Source organism: Micromonospora sp. DT53 (assembly GCF_049841535.1).
Lineage (GTDB): Bacteria > Actinomycetota > Actinomycetes > Mycobacteriales > Micromonosporaceae > Micromonospora.
In genome coordinates this window covers 157,096-175,574 of sequence record NZ_JBNCKM010000008.1, presented here as the reverse complement: position 1 = coordinate 175,574, position 18,479 = coordinate 157,096, and the positions used below count along the sequence as shown (strand labels likewise).

At 70.7% G+C, this 18,479-nt stretch carries 17 protein-coding genes; 13 read left to right on the top strand and 4 right to left on the bottom strand.

All coding sequences use genetic code 11. The features are described from left to right. The first annotated feature begins 82 nt into the window (after positions 1–82). The 5 genes from ACLQ3B_RS24530 (at position 83) to ACLQ3B_RS24510 (ending at position 5,864) form a co-directional block, all read left to right on the top strand. A complete protein-coding gene (locus ACLQ3B_RS24530) occupies positions 83–1,219 on the top strand; it encodes an acyl-CoA dehydrogenase family protein (RefSeq protein WP_425783049.1) in 1,137 nt (378 codons plus the stop codon). A 32-nt stretch (positions 1,220–1,251) separates the two neighbouring features. Beyond that, positions 1,252–2,811 (top strand): AMP-binding protein, encoded by a 1,560-nt coding sequence (locus tag ACLQ3B_RS24525; protein ID WP_425783048.1) that lies wholly within the window; start codon positions 1,252–1,254, stop codon positions 2,809–2,811. A 32-nt stretch (positions 2,812–2,843) separates the two neighbouring features. Further along, a complete protein-coding gene (locus ACLQ3B_RS24520; protein ID WP_425783047.1) occupies positions 2,844–3,362 on the top strand; it encodes a flavin reductase family protein in 519 nt (172 codons plus the stop codon). 9 nt (positions 3,363–3,371) lie between these two features. Further along, positions 3,372–4,805, top strand: a complete 1,434-nt coding sequence (locus tag ACLQ3B_RS24515; RefSeq protein WP_425783046.1) for an MFS transporter — start codon at positions 3,372–3,374, stop codon at positions 4,803–4,805. A 900-nt stretch (positions 4,806–5,705) separates the two neighbouring features. Further along, positions 5,706–5,864: a hypothetical protein gene (locus ACLQ3B_RS24510; RefSeq protein ID WP_167493162.1), complete on the top strand. Its 159-nt coding sequence runs from the start codon at positions 5,706–5,708 to the stop codon at positions 5,862–5,864. 118 nt (positions 5,865–5,982) lie between these two features. Here the strand turns inward: ACLQ3B_RS24510 and ACLQ3B_RS24505 are convergent, their stop codons facing one another. After that, positions 5,983–6,501: a methyltransferase family protein gene (locus ACLQ3B_RS24505; RefSeq protein ID WP_425783045.1), complete on the bottom strand. Its 519-nt coding sequence runs from the start codon at positions 6,499–6,501 to the stop codon at positions 5,983–5,985. Between the two features lie 233 nt (positions 6,502–6,734). On the opposite strand from ACLQ3B_RS24505, the gene ACLQ3B_RS24500 reads away from it, so the two are divergent. From ACLQ3B_RS24500 to ACLQ3B_RS24470, 7 genes are all read left to right on the top strand, one after another. Then, the gene (locus ACLQ3B_RS24500; RefSeq protein WP_425783044.1) at positions 6,735–7,289 is read left to right on the top strand and encodes a TetR family transcriptional regulator; all 555 of its coding nucleotides are present in this window, start codon (positions 6,735–6,737) and stop codon (positions 7,287–7,289) included. Between the two features lie 202 nt (positions 7,290–7,491). Next, positions 7,492–7,770 carry a phosphopantetheine-binding protein gene (locus ACLQ3B_RS24495; RefSeq protein ID WP_205780232.1) on the top strand — a complete coding sequence of 93 codons (279 nt, stop codon included), beginning with the start codon at positions 7,492–7,494 and terminating at the stop codon, positions 7,768–7,770. 21 nt (positions 7,771–7,791) lie between these two features. Beyond that, positions 7,792–9,147, top strand: coding sequence for an NAD(P)/FAD-dependent oxidoreductase (locus ACLQ3B_RS24490; protein WP_425783043.1), 1,356 nt, complete (start codon positions 7,792–7,794; stop codon positions 9,145–9,147). Positions 9,148–9,191: 44 nt separating this feature from the next. Further along, positions 9,192–10,271: a 4-hydroxyphenylpyruvate dioxygenase gene (hppD, locus tag ACLQ3B_RS24485; protein ID WP_425783042.1), complete on the top strand. Its 1,080-nt coding sequence runs from the start codon at positions 9,192–9,194 to the stop codon at positions 10,269–10,271. Further along, positions 10,268–11,449, top strand: coding sequence for an alpha-hydroxy acid oxidase (locus ACLQ3B_RS24480; protein ID WP_425783041.1), 1,182 nt, complete (start codon positions 10,268–10,270; stop codon positions 11,447–11,449). The genes hppD and ACLQ3B_RS24480 overlap by 4 nt, the downstream gene beginning before the upstream one ends. 5 nt (positions 11,450–11,454) lie before the next feature. Then, positions 11,455–12,780, top strand: coding sequence for a PLP-dependent aminotransferase family protein (locus ACLQ3B_RS24475; protein WP_425783178.1), 1,326 nt, complete (start codon positions 11,455–11,457; stop codon positions 12,778–12,780). Further along, positions 12,777–14,129 carry a cation:proton antiporter gene (locus ACLQ3B_RS24470; protein ID WP_425783040.1) on the top strand — a complete coding sequence of 451 codons (1,353 nt, stop codon included), beginning with the start codon at positions 12,777–12,779 and terminating at the stop codon, positions 14,127–14,129. The genes ACLQ3B_RS24475 and ACLQ3B_RS24470 overlap by 4 nt, the downstream gene beginning before the upstream one ends. A gap of 121 nt (positions 14,130–14,250) precedes the next feature. On the opposite strand, the gene ACLQ3B_RS24465 is transcribed toward ACLQ3B_RS24470, so the two are convergent. From ACLQ3B_RS24465 to larB, 3 genes are read right to left on the bottom strand one after another with little or no spacing between them, the layout of a single operon-like run. Continuing rightward, the gene (locus ACLQ3B_RS24465) at positions 14,251–15,534 is read right to left on the bottom strand and encodes a glycosyltransferase (RefSeq protein ID WP_425783039.1); all 1,284 of its coding nucleotides are present in this window, start codon (positions 15,532–15,534) and stop codon (positions 14,251–14,253) included. 8 nt (positions 15,535–15,542) lie between these two features. Next, positions 15,543–16,880, bottom strand: a complete 1,338-nt coding sequence (larC, locus tag ACLQ3B_RS24460) for a nickel pincer cofactor biosynthesis protein LarC (RefSeq protein ID WP_425783038.1) — start codon at positions 16,878–16,880, stop codon at positions 15,543–15,545. Continuing rightward, the gene (gene larB, locus ACLQ3B_RS24455) at positions 16,873–17,568 is read right to left on the bottom strand and encodes a nickel pincer cofactor biosynthesis protein LarB (RefSeq protein ID WP_425783037.1); all 696 of its coding nucleotides are present in this window, start codon (positions 17,566–17,568) and stop codon (positions 16,873–16,875) included. The genes larC and larB overlap by 8 nt, the downstream gene beginning before the upstream one ends. Between larB and larE the strand changes: the two genes are divergently transcribed. Continuing rightward, entirely contained in the window at positions 17,559–18,443 is an 885-nt protein-coding gene (larE, locus tag ACLQ3B_RS24450; protein WP_425783036.1) for an ATP-dependent sacrificial sulfur transferase LarE, read from the top strand. The two genes, larB and larE, sit on opposite strands and share 10 nt — an antisense overlap. The last annotated feature ends 36 nt before the right edge of the window (positions 18,444–18,479 follow it).

Below are 18,479 nucleotides of genomic sequence, written 5' to 3'. Positions count from 1 at the left end.
AGGATATGTCAGTACCGACCCTGTTGCTCCTGTAGCCCGGTCGTTTTGCCGCGCCGGCTTTCCGCACGGCCGAGGGGGAACCGTGGACTTCGCCTGGACGCCTGAACAGCGGGCCGCGTACGACGAGGTGCGCGCGAGCGTCGAGCAGACGTTCGCGCCCACCGCCGACGCCGGTCGACTGCACGACCGCGATGTCTGGCGGCAACTCGGCCAGTTGGGGCTGCTCGGCCTCTGCATTCCCGCAGAGTACGGCGGCGGTGGGCTGGGCGCCTTGGACACCGCGCTGCGTGTCGAGGCGTTCGGTCGGGGGTGCGCGGACACCGGTCTGGTGTTCGCGGCCGGCGCACACCAGTTCGCGTGCGCGGTGCCGGTCGCGGGATTCGGCACGCCGGAGCTGAAGGAGGACCTCCTCCCGGGGATCTGCTCAGGTGAGGTGGTGGCCGGCAACGCGATGACCGAGTCGGGCGCCGGTTCCGACGTCTCGCGGCTCGCCGTGACCGCGACCGCGACGGCGGACGGCTACCTGCTCAACGGCGAGAAGACGTTCGTGACCAACGGGCCGGTGGCCGACGTGCTGGTGACCTACGCGACCACCGATCCGTTGGCTGGCCACCTCGGTGTCACCGCGTTCGTGCTGGACCGCGACACGACCGGCCTGACGGTCAGCGCGTCGCTGGACAAGATGGGTCTCGTGTCGGCACCCGCCGGACGGGTGTCCTTCGAGGACTGCCTGGTGCCGGCGCACCGGGTGCTCGGCGAGCCGGGCCAGGGCGGGGCCATCTTCCAGCACTCGATGCGGTGGGAACGCGCCTGCCTGTTCGCGGGTTACGTCGGCCTGCTGGACCGCCTGGTGGAGCGCTGCGTCGGCCATGCGACCTCGCGCCGACAGTTCGGCCGGCGTATCAGCGACTTCCAGGCGGTGGCGAACCGGATCGTGGAGATGAAGCTGCGCACGGAGTCCGCGCGGCTGCTGCTCTATCGCTGCTGCTGGGAGATGGACAACAACGCCGGATCGGAGCTCAACGTGGCGCTGTCCAAGCTGGCCGTGTCCGAAGCGGCCGTCGCCGGCGCGCTGGACGCGGTGCGCCTGTTCGGCGGCCGCGGATACCTGCGCGAGGCCGGCATCGAGACAGTTCTTCGCGACGCCGTGCCCAGCACCATCTTCTCCGGTACGTCCGACGTGCAACGGCTGTTGATCGCCCACGAGCTGGGCCTGTGAGGGCCGTGGCCTTGAGGAAGGAGGTGCCGACCGTGCGGGACACGGACCGGTCCCACGCGCCGGGTGGAGCGGGGATCCACGACTACGTGGCCGCGTGGGCCCGGCGTACTCCAGACGCGCCGGCGGTGGCAGCGGAGGGTGAGCTGCTCACCTACGCGGAGTTGGCGGCGACCGCCCGTCGACTGGCCGCGGGGTTGGCCCGCGCAGGTGTGTCCGTGGGCGACCGGGTGGTGCTGTGGTCTGACAAGCGGCCCGCCGCGGTGGCCGTCATGCAGGCGGCGCTGTCGCTCGGCGCGCCGTACGTCCCGGTTTCCGCCGCGAACCCACCCGCCAGGGTGTGGCGCATCGCGGCCGACTGCGCGGCGACCGTCGTCGTCGCCGACGCGCCGGGCGCGGAACGGGTCGCCCGGGAGGGCGGTGTCCCCGGCGGAGCGCCGTTGGTGACCCTTGACGAGCTGGAGCGCCTGGGGGTCGACCGCGACCCGCCGCCAGTGCACCAACCGGACCCGGACGATCCCGCGTACATTCTCTACACCTCCGGGTCGACGGGGGCCCCGAAGGGCGTCAGCCTGAGCCACCGCAACGCGACGGCGTTCGTCGAGTGGGCCGGCGACCTGCTCGCGGTGTCGTCGCGGGATCGGCTGGCCAACCACGCCCCGTTCAACTTCGACCTGTCGGTGTTCGACCTCTACGCGGCGTTCCGGGCGGGCGCGTCGGTGCACCTGGTCCCCGCCGAACTGGCGTACGCGCCAGTGCAGTTGGCCCGGTTCGTGCGCGAGGAGGGCATCACCATCTGGTATTCGGTGCCGTCCGCCCTGACCCTGATGATCCGGGACGGCGGGTTGCTGGAAGGTCCGCCGCCACCGGCCCTGCGGGCCTGCGTCTTCGCCGGCGAGGTGATGCCGATCCGGTACGTGCACGACCTACGTGCCGCTTGGCCGGCAGTGCGGCTGCTGAACTGGTACGGGCCCACCGAGACCAACGTGTGTGCCTCCTACGAGGTGACCGACGCCGATGCGGGGCGCGACCGCCCGCTGCCCATCGGTCGATCGGCCAGCGGTGCGCTGTTGAACCTGGACCCGCCGACCTCCAACGGCGCGGGCGGTGACCGTGTCGGCGACCACCCGGAGGGCGAGATCGTGGTCGACGGGCCCACGGTCATGCTCGGCTACTGGGGCCGGGAGCCGCAGCGCGGACCGTACCGGACCGGCGATCTCGGCCGGCTGGGGTCCGACGGTTGTCTGGAGTATCTGGGCCGCCACGACGACATGGCCAAGGTCCGCGGCAACCGGGTAGAGCCCGGGGAGATCGAGGCCGTCCTCGCCGCACATCCGGACGTCGCGGCGGCCGCGGTGGTCGTCGCCGGCACGGGGCTCGCCGCGCGGCTGCACGCGGTCGTGGTGCCGACCGGCGACCGCAGACCCGGCCTGCTGGAGATCAAGCGCTGGTGCGCCGGGCAGCTGCCGACCTACATGATCGTCGACTCAGTCCAGGCGGCCACGAGCCTGCCGCTCACCCCGAACGGAAAGACCGATCGAGCCGCGCTGCTGGCGGCGATCGAAGGAGGTGGACCATTACTGGCACCGAACTAGTCAACGTAGAGCCAGGTGCGTTCCTGGCGATCATGGGCTCGCTGGCCAGCGGCGTCAGCGTGGTGACCGCACTGGATGCGTCCGGGCGGCCGCACGGCCTGACCTCGTCGTCGGTGTGCAGCGTCTCCAAGGACCCACCGCTGCTGCTGTTCTGCGTGCGTCGGGTGAGCTCAACCTTGGACGCCATCCGGGAGACCGGCGGATTCGCCGTCAACTTCCTCGATGCCGGCGGCCACGAGATTTCCGAACTGTTCGCCAGCTACAACGACGACAAGTTCGCGAGCGTGGCGTGGCGTCCCGGCGACGTCGCCGGCATGCCGCGCCTGGAACCCACCGTCGCCTTCACCGAATGCGCGCTACATGACGTGATCGCCGCTGGTGATCACGTCATCGTGCTCGGCCGCCTCGTCGGCGGCGCGACGGTGCCGGACCGATTCCCGCTGGGCTATTGGCGCGGAACATATGTCCGGGTCACTCCCCGCCAATACCGACGAGAGGAGCGCAACGGGCATCGCCCCAGCGATCCTTCCCAGTCATTCCATCTCGAGTAGGGAAACAGAGTGGACAAGAACCAACCAGCGACCCACAGCACCGCCTGGACCTGGACTGCGGCCCTGGTCGCTGTGTTCATGGTCGCGATCGACACCCTCGTCGTCACGACGACGCTACCGGTCATTCGCACCGAACTCGGCGCCAGCCTTGAAGATCTTGAATGGATCGTCAACGCCTACACGCTCACCTTCGCCGTCTTCCTGCTGACCGGCGCCGCGCTCGGCGACCGCTTCGGCCGGCGGAAGGTCTTCACCATCGCGCTTGTGGTCTTCACCCTCGCGTCCGGGCTGGCGGGCCTCGCCGAAGACATCAACTACCTGATCGCGGCACGGGCGGTGCAGGGCCTGGGTGCCGCTGTCATCCTCCCGCTGACCCTCACCCTGTTGGCCAGCGTGGTGCCGGCACGTCAGCGCGGCCACGCGTTCGGACTGTGGGGCGCGATGGTGGGTCTCGGCATCGCCCTCGGGCCGGTCATCGGCGGCGCCGTGACCGAAGCCTGGTCCTGGCAGTGGATCTTCTGGGTCAACGTGCCCATCGGTCTGCTGCTGTTGCCGGTGATGACGCGCGTCCGTGAGAGCCGCGGCGGCTATGGCCGACTGGATCCCCTGGGCGTCGTCCTGATCACCGCTGGAATGCTCGGCATCGTGTCCAGCCTCGTGCGGGGTAACTCCGCCGGTTGGGGCAGCGCCTCCGTGCTTGCGGGATTCATCGTCGGCGGTCTCCTCGTGCTGGTGTTCATCTTCTGGCAGTCGCGGGCGCAGACGCCGATGGTGCCGCTGCGGTTGTTCCGCAGCCGAGGCTTCAGCCTCACCATGGTGGCGACGATCCTCATGCCGTTCGGCGTCTTCGGCGCCGTCTTCCTCGGCACCCAGTACCTACAGAGCGTCCTTGGCTACTCGCCGCTGGAGGCCGGCCTCCGCACGCTGCCGTGGACGGCCATGCCGATGATCGCGGCGCCGATCTCCGGCATCCTGACCGACAAGATCGGCGGCAAGCCGCTGGTGATCCTGGGCTTGACGATGCAGGCGATCGGCGTGGGCTGGATCGGTGCGGTCGCCGACGATCTGACGTACTCGAAGCTCGTCGTGCCGTTCGTGGTCACCGGCCTTGGGCTGGGCATCTTCCTTGCGCCGATCGGTCGGTTGGCCTTCGGGTTCGCGCCCGCCGAGTTGGAGGGTGTCGCCTCCGGTGTATCCAACGCCATCCGGCAGACCGGCACCGTGCTGGGTGTGTCGGTCGGCGGGGCGATCCTCGGAGTCCACGGCGGCTACGAGTCCACGGCCACGTTCGTCGAAGGCCTGCAGAACGCTCACCTGGTGGCCGCCATCGCACTCGGCGCCGGCGCGGTGATCGCGCTGTTCATCCCACACCTGCGCACGCAGGGTCACGGCCACGCGGTTGACGACGAGGAGGAGAGCGTCCCGGCCGGCGCCGCGGCCTGAGCGGTCCACCCGGTTCGAGGCCCCGACCGCACGGTCGGGGCCTCGAACGCGCCCGGCAGGGGTTGTTGCCTGCGAGGAAACTGTCCGATGAGTGAGTGGTCGGCGCGGGGCTCGGTGCCGCCGCAATCGCATCCCGGACCTGTCAGCGGCGGTCGACGACGGTGCGTGGACCCGGTCGGATGGCGCTGCGGTGCCGCGCGGACCGACTGTGGGGACGCCGCCGGCAGCCGGTGTCAGATTGCCGGCAGGCTCCCGACGGGCCGCCGGAAGTCACCACCAGAAGCGCGCGGCACCGGCTCGGCGCCTGGGCCGCGAGGTCGCTGACGTCTCCGTGCGACATTCGTCGCCGGTCGGGCGGCTCATCGCGTTGTCCCACGTCAAACGGGTTTTTCCGGTGCCGCCGAGCAGCTGCGGATTGCCGCGCGCGTATTTTTTGCCTCGGCCTGGCACGTCATGCCCGACCCGACCTATTCCGGGTGGGACGGTCCGCATCCGGACCTTGCCGCCGCGATGGCGTACCCATTTAGGGGGGGACAGGAGGCTGCCCGACAGGATAACATCCATCGATGAACTGGCGGTACGCTAATGGGGGATGGGGCCACCAGGGATATGAAAGCATCAACGCTAGCGGTTACGGATGTCCAGATACTCTTCTACGAGCCCGAAGGCCTGTTGTTGACGGCGGGACTATTGCCGGCAGACGTAGGCGGGCGTGAGTATCGCGTAATGTTTCAACTAAGTTACTTGGGTAATGGGGGGATTACAGCACACGTCGGCTTCCAGCAGTGCGATGGCACTGACAAGACGGCACCAGAGTTCGTCACGGTTGATTTGCTGGGGGCGGCACGGAATCGTCTGCCCATCATTTGGACCGCCTCGGCGTCGGTGCGAGCGGAGCAGGTGAACTGTCGGCTCATCATTTGGGGGGAGCCCGACGGCGAGGACCTGTTGCGTGGCGAGTTGATCGCCGAGGTGTCCGGTCGACTGCCGGTGCTGACGGCCAGTTGCCAGGCATCGGTGACGCAGGCGGAGCTGCCCACTCGGGAACGGGTGGCCTAGACGGCTGGCGGCCCTCCGTCAGGCGGCGGGGGGCCATCAGCCCTTGTGGGAGAGCGGCATAGCAGTCCCTTCGCGGGTTGGTGGCTCAGTCGACCGCCCGGGTGGTCGGGTGGCGCGGTCACGTCTGCGGTGAGCTGGCCCCCTGCCACGGGCGAAGCCGGGGGATCCACGCCGGCACCGCCTTGCGGTAGGTGTCGTACGTGGAGCCGTACCGCCGGCGCAGGCCAGGCTCCTCGTAGAACCGTACGAACGCGGCCTGGACGAGGGCGATGGCCAACGCGTACCACAGCAGCGCGCCCTGACCGAACAACAACGCCTGGCCGAGGATGGCCGTCACCACCGCGACGTACATCGGGTTGCGGACGTATCGGTACGGCCCGCCGATCACCAGGTGCTCGGTCGGCGCCACCGGGGCCGGAGTGCCCAGGCCCTCCACGACGAACCGCACGAACGACTGGAGCAAAAAGGCCACCGCGGCAACCAGTATCAGCACGCCGAGGACTCGAACCGGCTGGTAGAAGGCGAACGGCGTCGCGACCTCCCAGTCGGATATCCACCACGGGCCGAGACCGGCGACCACGCCCGGCGCGGCGCAAAAGAAGACAAGACTCCCGACAACCGCCCGTGTTCGTAGCACTGCGCCATGCTACGGCGCGTGCGGGGCACCGTGTCAAGGCATCGTTACGTACTGTTGTTGTTGCCGCGCCACAGAACCTGCGTAATTCCGCACGTAGGAAGGCGATACTATGGCGTTTGCCCCCATACGATGAATAGGGCACGCGATGAACTGGGAAAGGTGAACTTGTGGGCGCGGAGGTGTCCCCGAACGGTGCTCCACGACGACGGACGGGGCGACGCGCCGGGCCGACGGTGAGTCATCAGCTGATCCTTGAGATCGCTCGTGGCCAGTTCGCCGAGCGGGGCTACGAGGGCACCACAGTGCGCACCATCGCCCAGGAGGCGGGGGTCGACAGCGCGCTGGTGCACCACTTCTTCCTCACCAAGGAGGGCCTGTTCGAGGCGGCGGTACGCGGCGCCCTGCAGCCGCCGGATCTGGTGGAGCGGGCGATGAAGGGCCCGCGCGGCCAGGTCGGCCGGCGCGCGGTCGAGCTGTTCTTCAGCCACTGGGACGAGCCCGACACGGCGGCGCGACTCGGCGGCATCCTGCGGTCGATGACGGCCAACGACATGGCGGCGGACGCCGTCCGCAACTTCCTCGGCGACCAGGTGATCCTCCCGCTGGCGCAGGCGCTGGGCCACTCCCAGCCTGAGCTGCGCGCCGCCATGGTGGGCTCGCACCTGATCGGTCTCGCCACCACCCGGTACGTCTACCGCGTGCCGGCGATCGTTGAGCTCTCCGCCGCCGGGCTGGCCGCGGGCACGGGCAAGGCCATCCAGACCTACCTCACCGGCGTCCTGGCCTGATTCGTCCGCACTGAGCGGGCGTCACCGTCGTCGCGCCAGTGGTCGGCGTCGATCCTTCCACGACATCCCCTTGACGAACCCACTTTGGCTTCTAGAATTCACCGGGTAGGGATGTCATCAGAAGGGGAAGCGCCGGCGATGTCCCGGCCTCCCGGATGACGACCCACAGGGGAGATCGTGTCCGGCGACCTGGGAGGGGTTTGTGCCGACAGACCAACGCGACGAGATACTCGGCCAACTGATGGTGTACGTGCGCCACGAGCTGCTCGGCGACCAGGGTGAGGCGGTCAGCGGAGTCGATCTGCGTCCCGACTCGCCACTGCTGGAGTGGGGCGTCCTGAACTCGCTGAACACGGCTCGGCTCATCGCGTTCGTCCGGGCGGAGCTCGATGTCGACGTGCCGCCCTCGCACATCACGGGACGGCACTTCCGCAGTCTCGACACCATCACCGATCTGATCCTGTCGTTGCCCCGCGCCTGACAGGCATGCCGAGGAGGCGCCATGAACACCAAGCCAGCAGAGTGGGACATCGGCATCATCGGGGGCGGGCCCGGCGGGTCCACAGCCGCCGCCTACCTGGCCAAGGCGGGGCTGTCCGTCGTGGTCTTCGAAAGCGCACACTTCCCCCGCGAACACGTGGGCGAGTCGTTGGTCCCGGCCACCACGCCGGTGCTGTTGGAGACCGGGGCGATGGCCGCCGTCGAGGCAGCCGGCTTCCCGCGCAAGTTCGGCGCGGCGTGGACGTCGGCCGAGACCCGGCCGGTGAGCCACCTCGGCTTCTCCAACCTCACCCACGACTTCCGGCTCGCCGAGGTCATGTTCAACGAGCGGGATCAGGCCGGCGTCGACCGGGATTACACCTTCCACGTCGACCGGGGCAAGTTCGACCAGATCCTGCTGGAGAACGCGGCGAGTCTCGGCGCGCAGGTGCACCAGGGCGTACGCGTCAACCGCGTCGACTTCGACGGCGAGCACCCCGTCATGCACACCCGCTCCGCCGACGGGAACCGCGAGGTGCCGGTGCGGATGGTGATCGACGCCAGCGGTCGGAACACCACGCTGGGCAATCAGCTCAAGGTGAAGGTGGCCGACTCGGTCTTCAACCAGTACGCGATCCACACCTGGTTCGACGGCTTCGACCGACAGGCACTGTCGGCGGAGCAGTCGAAGTCCGACTTCATCTTCATCCACTTCCTGCCACTGACCGACACCTGGGTGTGGCAGATCCCCATCACCGAGACGGTCACCTCGATCGGCGTGGTCACCCAGAAGCGCCGGTTCGCCGATGCGGCCCGGGAGGATCTCGAGGCCTTCTTCTGGGAGTGCGTGGGCAGCCGGCCCGAGCTGGAGGCGGCCCTGCGAAGCGCGGAGCAGGTGCGGCCCTTCAAGTCCGAGGGCGACTACAGCTACGCGATGAAGCAGATCTGCGGGGACAACTTCGTCATGGTCGGCGACGCCGCCCGCTTCGTGGATCCCATCTTCTCCACAGGCGTCAGCATCGCCCTCAACAGCGCCCGGCTGGCCTGTCAGGACATCATCGCCGCCGCCGAGGCGGGCGACTTCAAGCGCGAGCGGTTCAAGACCTACGAGATGCTGCTGCGGCGCGGCGTGCGCAACTGGTACGAGTTCATCTCGGTCTACTACCGGCTCAACATCCTGTTCACCGCGTTCGTCCAGGACCCGCGGTATCGCCTCGACGTGCTGAAGATGTTGCAGGGCAACATGTATGACGAGGCCGAGCCCAAGGCGCTCGTCGAGATGCGGAACGTCATCCGGGCCGTTGAGCAGGATCCCGAACATCTCTGGCACCCGTATCTCGGTGAGCTGTCGGCTCCGACGGCGGCTCCCATCTTCTGATCACAAGGGGGCCGGACGGCCCCGGTAGGGGGACATCAGTGAGCGTGGGCAGCAGTGTGTTCAGTGACCTGGCCGTGCACCACGTCGAGTTCCACGTGACCGACGCGGTCTGGGCGGCCCGCGAGCTCGCCGGACAGTACGGCTTCGGCGTCGTGGGCTCGCGCCGTGCCGAGGACCACGTGTCGGTGGCGCTGCGGCAGGGTTCGACGGTTCTCGTGGTCACCGAGGGGTTCGCCGACGCGCACCCGTCCAGCCTGTACGTGCAGCAGCACGGCGACGGCGTTGCCGACCTGGCGCTGCGTACCGCGGACGCGAGGGCCGCGTTCGAGGTCGCGGTGTCGCGCGGCGCGCGGGCAGTGGTCGAACCGGCCGCCCACGACGGGTTCGTCACGGCCACGGTCGGCGGCTTCGGCGACGTGACGCACACGTTCGTCCAGCCGCCCGAGGGGCCGGCCGGCCTGGTGCTGCCCGGCCTGACCCCCGGCCTGCCGGACGGGCAGGTGCCGGAGGCCGGCCCGGCGCCGGGGCTGGGCGTGGTCGACCACCTCGCCGTCTGTCTGGAGTCGGGCACGCTTGATCCGACAGTGGATTTCTACCGCACGGTGCTGAACTTCGACGTGACCTTCGAGGAGCACATCCTGGTCGGCAGGCAGGCGATGTTCTCCAAGGTGGTGCAGAGCCCGTCCCGGTTGGTCACGCTGACGCTCATCGAGCCGGACCCCTCCGCCGCAGCTGGGCAGATCGACGACTTCCTCAAGGGACACGGTGGCCCCGGGGTGCAGCACCTGGCGCTGTGCTCCACCGACATCGTGTCCGCGATCTCGGCGTTGACCGACCGTGGCGTGGAATTCCTGCGGACGCCGGACACCTACTACGAGCAGCTCGGCCAGCGACTCGACCTCGCCAGGTACGACGTGGGCCAGCTGCAGTCCCGTAACATCCTCGTCGACGAGGACCACGACGGGCAGCTGTTCCAGATCTTCGCCAGGTCCACGCATCCGCGCCGGACGTTCTTCTTCGAGGTCATCGAGCGGCTCGGCGCGCGAACCTTCGGCAGCGGAAACATCCGGGCGCTCTACGAGGCGGTCGAGGCGGAGCGGACCAAGACCCACGACGTCCTGTGACCACCACCGCGGATCGGGGAACCGACCTGGACGCCCTGCTCAGCCTCGACGACGTGGCGCTGGCGGCGCGGCGGGTGCTGACGGAGCCGGTCTGGGACTACGTCGCCGGAGGCAGCGGCACGGAGTCGACGTTGCGGGACAACCGGGACGCGTTCGACCGGGTCCACCTGGTCCCGCGGGTACTGGCGGGGGCGGCGACGTGCGACCTCGGCACGGAGCTGCTGGGCACCCCGATGGGGATGCCCGTCGGGGTGGCGCCGATGGCCTACCAGCGGCTCCTGCATCCGGACGGCGAAGTGGCGCTCGCCGAGGCGGCCCGGGACGAGGGCGCGGTGTTCGTGGCCAGCATGCTCAGCAGCGAGCCGGTCGAGCGGATCGCCGCCACCGGCGCGGCGGTCTGGTTGCAGCTCTACTGGCTGCGCGACCGCACGGTGGTCGCCGATCTGGTTGCCCGTGCCGAGGCCGCCGGCTGTCGAGCTCTCATGCTGACTGTCGACGTGCCGCGGATGGGCCGCCGGCTGCGGGACATGCGGTCCGGGTTCACGCTGCCGGGCGACGTGGTGGCCGCCAACCTGCCGCCGGAGGTCCGCGCGCCCGCACACGAGAGCGGCGCCAACAGTTCGGCGCTGATGGTGCACACCGGTCTCACGTTCGACCCGAAGCTGTCCTGGCGAGACCTCGACTGGCTGCGTCGACGTACACGTTTGCCGATCATCGTGAAGGGTGTCCTGCACCCGGACGACGCGGTGCGGGCGGTGGACCTGGGAGTGGACGCGGTCGTGGTGTCCAACCACGGTGGGCGCCAGCTCGACGGCGCGGTGCCCAGCATCGCGGCGCTGGAGCCGGTGGTCGCGGCCGTGGACGGCCGGTGCGCGGTGCTGCTGGACAGCGGCGTCCGCGGCGGCGTGGACGTGGCGCGAGCGCTGGCCCTCGGCGCCTCCGCGGTGCTGGTGGGCCGGCCCGCCCTCTGGGGGCTGGCGGTGGGTGGCCGGGCGGGCGCCCGCCGGGTGCTGTCGTTGCTGCGGGCCGAGTTGGAGGATGCGATGGCGATGATGGGCTGTGCCGACCTGCGGGCGCTGGGCCACGGCACCACCGTGCCCGCCGGCGGGTCTGCGCCGATGATGCGGGGTCGAGCGCCCGGTGACGCCGCGGCGCGGTCGGCTGGGTGGTCACCGTGACCGGCATGGTGGGGCCGACCCAGGTCGGCGCTCACGCGCCGATCGCGCTGAGCGACCTGCACGATTCGCTGACCGACCCGGTGCTCGACTCGATGACCTTCCTCAACGAGATCGCCGGTCGCTTCCCGGACGCGGTGTCGTTCGCGGCCGGCCGGCCGTACGAGGAGTTCTTCGAGGTCGAGGCGGTGCACCGGTATCTGCGCCGCTACTGCGACCACCTGCGCGACGAGCACGGGTTGAGCGAGAGTCAGGTCAACCGCACCCTGTTGCAGTACGGGCGGACGAAGGGCATCGTGCACGACCTGGTGGCCACCAACCTGTCGGTCGACGAAGGGATCGACGTCGACCCGGAGGCCATCGTGGTGACCGTGGGCGCGCAGGAGGCGATGTTCCTCGTGTTGCGGGCGTTGCGGGCCGACCCCCGCGACGTGCTGTTGGCGGTCTCACCCAACTACGTGGGGATTCGCGGTGCCGCGTCGCTCGTCGACATGACCACGCTGCCGGTGCGGGACGGCTCGCGGGGCATCGACCTGGACGACCTCGCCCGGGTGGTGCTCGCCGCCCGGGCGGCGGGGCAGCGTCCCCGCGCGCTGTACCTGGTGCCCGACTTCGCCAACCCGGCCGGGGCGAGCCTGGACGGTGACACCCGGTTGGCGCTGCTGCGCGCGGCCTCCGAGCACGACCTGCTGATCCTGGAGGACAACCCGTACGGGCTGTTCCACGCGGGCGGCGACCGCCCGGCCACCCTGAAGGCCATGGACGACGAGCGTCGCGTCGTCTATCTCGGCTCGTTCGCCAAGACCGGGATGCCCGGCGCCCGGGTGGGTTATGTGGTCGCCGACCAGCCGGTGGCCGGGCCTGCGGGCACCGGCCTGCTGGCGGACGAGCTGTCCAAGATCAAGAGCATGGTGACCGTCAACACCTCACCGCTGGCGCAGGCGGTCATCGCCGGCAAGCTGCTGGAGCACGGGTGCAGTCTGGTGCGCGCCAACGAGCGCGAGGCCGGGGCGTACCGGCGCAATCTGCGGCACGTGCTGGACGGCCTGGCCGCGCGCTTCCCGGAGACCGGCCCGCCGGATGACCAGGTGTCCTGGAACACGCCGGCCGGCGGCTTCTTCATCGTGGTGACGGTGCCGTTCCTGGTCGACGACGCGCTGCTGGAGCGCTCCGCCCGCGACTTCGGTGTGTTGTGGACGCCGATGCATCACTTCTACGCCGACGAGGGCGGGCGTCACCAGCTCCGCCTGTCGATCAGTCTGCTGCAGCCCTCGCAGATCGAGCAGGGGCTCGATCGGCTGGCGGCCCTGATCAGGGAGATGAGGCCGGTATGAGCACCCCCGTCATGCCGTTGGCCGGCGACCAGGTAGCGATCCTGCTGGTCCAGCTCGCGGCCCTGCTCCTGCTGGGCCTGAGCCTGGGCCGGTTGGCGGCGCGGTTCGGGCTGCCCGCGATCGTCGGCGAGCTGATGGCCGGCGTGCTGCTCGGGCCGTCGCTGCTCGGCCACGCCGCCCCGGCGGTCCATGACTGGCTGTTTCCCGCCGACGCGGCGCAGATGCACCTGCTGGACGCCGTCGCCCAGGTCGGCGTGCTGTTGCTGGTGGGGGTGGCCGGCATCGAGCTGGACACCAGGACCATCCGCCGGCGCGGCACGTCGGCCCTCCGGATCAGCCTCGGCGGCCTGCTCATCCCGATCGGTTTCGGGATCCTGATCGGTTACCTGGCCCCGGCCGTCCTGGTGCCGGACACCACCGAACGCTCGGTGTTCGCGCTGTTCCTCGCTGTCGCCATGTGCGTGACGGCGATCCCCGTGATCGCCAAGACGCTGGCGGACATGAAGCTGATCCACCGCGACGTCGGGCAGCTGATCATGACCTCCGGCATGGTCGACGACGCCGTGGGCTGGTTCCTGCTCTCGATCGTGTCGGCCATGGCGACCGTCGGCGTGCGCGTCGGCCAGGTCGCGCTGTCGCTGCTGCTGCTGGTGGCGTTCGTGGTCGCCGCGATCTTCGTCGGCCGGCCGCTGGTGCGCGGTGCGATGCGGCTGGCCGGCCGGTCCGCCGAGACGGGACCGACAATCGTCACGGCCGTGGTGATCGTTCTCGTCGGCGCGGCGATCACCCAGTCGATGCACATGGAGGCGGTGTTCGGCGCGTTCACCGCCGGCATCCTCATCGGGCAGGCGGTCCGGGAGCGACGGGCGATACTGGCCCCGTTGCGGACCATCGTGCTCACCGTGCTGGCCCCGATCTTCCTGGCCTCCGCCGGCCTGCGGATGGACCTCGGCGTGCTGCTCGACGGCGACGTCGCGCTGGCCGCCGTCGTGGTGCTCGCGGCGGCGATCCTCGGCAAGTTCGCGGGCGCCTACCTCGGTGCGCGATCCAGTCGGCTCGGCCACTGGGAGTCCCTGGCCGTCGGTGCCGGCATGAACGCCCGTGGCGTGGTCGAGATCGTCGTCGCGATGGTGGGATTGCGGCTCGGCGTCCTGGACATCGCCACCTTCACGATCATCGCGCTCGTCGCGATCGTCACGTCGATGATGGCGCCCCCACTGCTGCGCCTGGCCATGTCCCGGGTGGCGCACAGCGCCGACGAACTCCTACGGAAGGCCGACCACGAGCAACAGTGGTCGACCGGGCCGGTCGTACGACCGGCGGAGACCGGCGCCCCGCCATCCGCTTGAGGGCCTGTTTCATAGGAACTGGCGGGTCTGCGGCGGGCCCGGACGACGACCGGCGGCGTTGCGGTTCGCCGCCCGGACTCCGCCTCGACTCGACCGCCCTTATGAAACAGGCCCTGGCCGGTCAACCGACGCCGGCGGGGCCGATGCTGTCGGCCCCGTCGGCGTCGTGCACCGCCAGGATGGCCTCGGCCGCGTTCGCGGGCCCGTCGGTGGCCGCGTACCAGCGTTGGACCCGCTGGGCCGCCTCGCGGTAGGACCGGTCGGCCAGCATCTCCGCGACGAGCGCGGCCAGCCGCCCGCCCACGTGCCTCGGCGCGAGCAGGCGCGCCGCGCCGATCCGCTCCAGCAGCGCGAGGTTCAGATCCTGCTCCGGTTGGAGCGGAAAGCCGAGCACCGGCGTGCCACCGGCCATCGCGGTCTGCACGCTGCCCTGCCCGCCGGCGGTGACCGCGAGGGCCACCGCCGGCATGATCAGATGGCTGGGCAGCACGCCGCCCACCATGACCCTGTCGCCGGCCATGTCGTGCAGGTCGTGATGGGTGCCGGCGACCAGCACGCGCACCGGCAACGCGGCGATGGTCGTCACCACCCGCCGCACGAACCCGACCTCCGTCGAGTTGACAGCCACGTACACGACCGGGCCGGGCTCGGCGAGGAAACGGGCGACCCGGTCCGGCAGCGGCAGGTCCAACCGAGCGTAGAGCGGCCCGACGCAGCGCAGCCGCGTGCCCGCGCGGTAGCCGGAACGGCCGTTCGGCCGCCAGTCGGCCACCTCCGTCGCGGGTACGCCCAGCACCTCCGGCACCTCCGGTATGAGGGCCAGGTCGCCGAGGACGAGCGAGGCGAGGCTGGGCACGGGCGGAACACCCAGCTCGGCGGCCAGTCTGTTGAACCCGCCGCAGTAGAAGCCGACCCGGGGTGGCAGGGCGTTCGACAGCCGGCGCAGCAGGCGCGCCGGCAGCATGCCGAAGTGGGCTTGGCTCGGGGCCGGCAGCAGCCCGCGCTCGAACACCGGCGGCACCCAGCTGCCGGCGTGCTCGGTGACCAGCGCGGCGCCGGCCAGCCTGGTGGACAGCAGGGTGGTCAGGGTGAAACCCGTGACCACCGTACGGATGTCGTGCCGGCGGAAGTACTCGGTCTCCGCGCTGACGTACTCGCGCATCTCCCGGTCGGTGTACATGCTCTGACCGACGTACCCCATGCCGATCTCGTCGCGGATGAACCTGGCGCACCTCTCCGGCGTCATCCGCGGGCCGACGATGTCGTACGGGACGCCGACGTCGCGGAGAACGTGCTCGTAGGTGCCGCCGTGCGTGGCGATTCTGGCGGTCACTCCGCGCTGGCGCAGCGCGCGGTAGATCTCCAACATCCGGGAGGTGGCGGACAGGAAGCCGCAGTGCGGCATGAGGCAGATCATGCGGTCGTCGCCTCCGAGAGCGGGCCGGCCTGCGCCGGGGGGCCGGCGCCGCGGGCTTCCGCCCGTACCTCGTCCAGCACCCTGGCGACCGGCACGTCCGCGCGCTGGGCGACGGCCAGGGCGTCGTCGTACTCCGGCTGCACGCTGACCAGACGGTCACCCAGATAACCGCGCTTGACCCGCACGGCCGCGTCGCCGTACGGCAGGGCGATCTGGTCGCGGCGCAGCCGGCGACGCTGCACCGTGGAGACCCGCACGCCGAGCGTGCCGGTGTAGGTGAACACCAGCCGGCAGACCAGGTCGAGCTGCGCCGGCGCGGTCAGCACGCTGAGCAGCTGTCCCGGTCGACCCTTTCGCATCAGTACCGGAGTGCACCAGGCATCCGCCGCGCCCACCGCCCGCAACTGCTCCAGCAGGTCCGGCCAGACTCGCGGGTCCACATCGTCGATTGTCGTGTCGACCCGGTGCAGCGGCTCGCCCAGCCACGGCGTGCCATCGGCGTCCCGGCCGGCGGACGTGCCCACGAGCACCCGCAGGATGTTGGGATGGCCGGGCGGGTCCTTGGTGCCGGCGCCGACCCCGACCGAATGGGGCACCAACGCCGGTGGGGGCCCCCAGCCGGTGGCGATGGTGGCGAGCAGGGCCGCGCCCGACGGTGTGCACAGCTCCATCGCGGCCGGATGGGCGGCGATCGGGGCGCCGGCGCCGGCGAGGATCTCCAGGACGGCGGGCACGGGCACCGGCATCGGGCCGTGCCCGGTGCGGACCGTGCCGGAGCCCACCGCGACCGGACCGACCACCCGGGTGGGCGCGTCGAGCAGGCCCAGATCGGCCAGTGCGAGAGCGCAACCGACCAGGTCGACCACCGCGTCGAGGGCGCCGACCTCGTGGAAGTGGATGTCCGCCAGCGGTACGCCGTGGACTCGCGCCTCGGCCCGGGCCAGCGTGTTGAAGGCGGAGACCGCGAACGTGTGCACCGCCGGCGGGAGGGCGGCCCGGGCGATGATCGCGGTCACCGCCGCCAGGTCGCGGTGTGTGCCGGAGTCGGGTGCCGTGACGATCAGCCGAGTGGCGCGCAGGCCGTGCCGGCGCACGGACTCCAGCTCCAGTGCGACCGGCTCCACGGCGAGTCGCGCCACACCCTGCTGCACGGCGGCCAGGCTCGCGCCCGCGTCGAGCAGCGCCGCCAGCAGCATGTCGCCGGCGGCGCCGTTGCCGGGGTCGACCCAGAGTGCGGCACCCGGTCCGGCCGCCGCTGCCGCCTCGCCCGCCTCAGCCATCGCGCCCGGCTCTGCCACCGCGGCAGGCTCGGTCGTCTTGAGCGCCTCAGTCATTCGGGGCCGCGCAGCTCGGTGTGCGGCGGGCGATCCGCGCGGCGGCGACGCCGGCGCCGAAGCCGTTGTCCACATTGACTGTCAACACGCCGGGCGCACACGAGTTCAGTGTGGCCAGCCACGCGGTCAGGCCGTCCAGGTGCCAGCCGTAACCGACGCTTGTGGGTACCGCGATCAGCGGACTGCCGACCAGTCCGCCGAGGACGGACGGCAGCGCGGCCTCCATCCCGGCGATCGCCACGACCACGTCGGCGCGGGCGATGCGGTCCCGTTCGGCCAGCAGTCGGTGCAGACCGGCCACACCCACGTCCACCACGAGGTCCGGTCTGGCGCCGAAGACGGCCACGGTGGCCGCGCACTCGCGGGCGACCGGTAGGTCGCTCGTGCCGCCGCAGGCGATGGCAACCGTGCCCACGGGTGTCCGGGCGGGGCCGACCACCGCGACTCGGCACACGGGGTCCACCACATCGGCGCCGAACTCGTCGGCGCACCGGGCCATGGCGGCGTCGCTGAGCCGGGTGGCGAGGATCGGCGTGTCGGGGTGGGCGACGCGCAACGCGTGCATCGCGCCGGTCACCTGCTCCGGGGTCTTGCCCGCGCCGTAAACCACCTCGGGGTCGCCGGTGCGCGACAGACGGTCCACGTCCATCCGTGCGAATCCTAGGTCGATGAATTCCGGTGCGGACACCTCACGCTCCTTCCAGTACTGTCGAACCTGTGAGACCTGATGATTGGGCCTGCGGGGCGGCGGATCAGCTCGTCGCGGAATTCACACGATACGGCAAAACGCTCGTGGCATTCTCCGGTGGCGTGGACTCCAGCGTCGCCCTGGCGGCGGCGGTGCGGGCTCTGGACCCGGCCGATGTCGCGGCGGTGACGGCGGTCTCGGCCGCGGTTCCCGCCGCTGAGGTGGCCGCGGCCCGCGACTTCTGCGCCGGTCTCGGCGTGGCGCACCACGTGCTCGGCACCCGCGAGATGGAGGTCGAGGGCTACCGCGAGAACGGCCCGCGCCGGTGCTACTTCTGCAAGAGCACGCTCATCGACGCGGTGCGCGAGCTGGCCGACCAGCTCGGCTTCCAGACCGTGGTGACCGGCACCAACGCCTCGGACGTGGTGGCCGGCTTCCGACCCGGGATCGCGGCCGCCGCCGAGCGTGCCGCCCGTACACCGTTGGCCGACCTGGCGATGGACAAGCCGACGGTGCGCGCGGTGGCCCGGCTCTGGGGGCTGGACACGGCCGCCAAGCCGGCCGCCGCGTGTCTGGCCAGCCGCATCGCGTACGGCGTGACCATCTCGCCGGCCCGACTGGCCCGGGTGGAGCTGGCCGAGTCGGCGGCGCGCCGCCTGCTGGACCCGCACGGGGTTGTCGACCTGCGGGTCCGTGACCTGGGCGACGGCGTGCGCATCGAGGTCGACGCGCCCGCCGTGGAGCGGGCCCGCAGCGATCAGCGGCTCGTGGCGGCCATCCGCGCGGCCGGGTTCCCCGACGAGCCGATCACCGTCGAGGCCTTCCGCTCCGGATCGATGAACGAGCTGCTCCACGACCCGGACCACTGGCGCTGAGCGACGGCGCGGTTTTTTCGCCCATCGGTGGGCTGA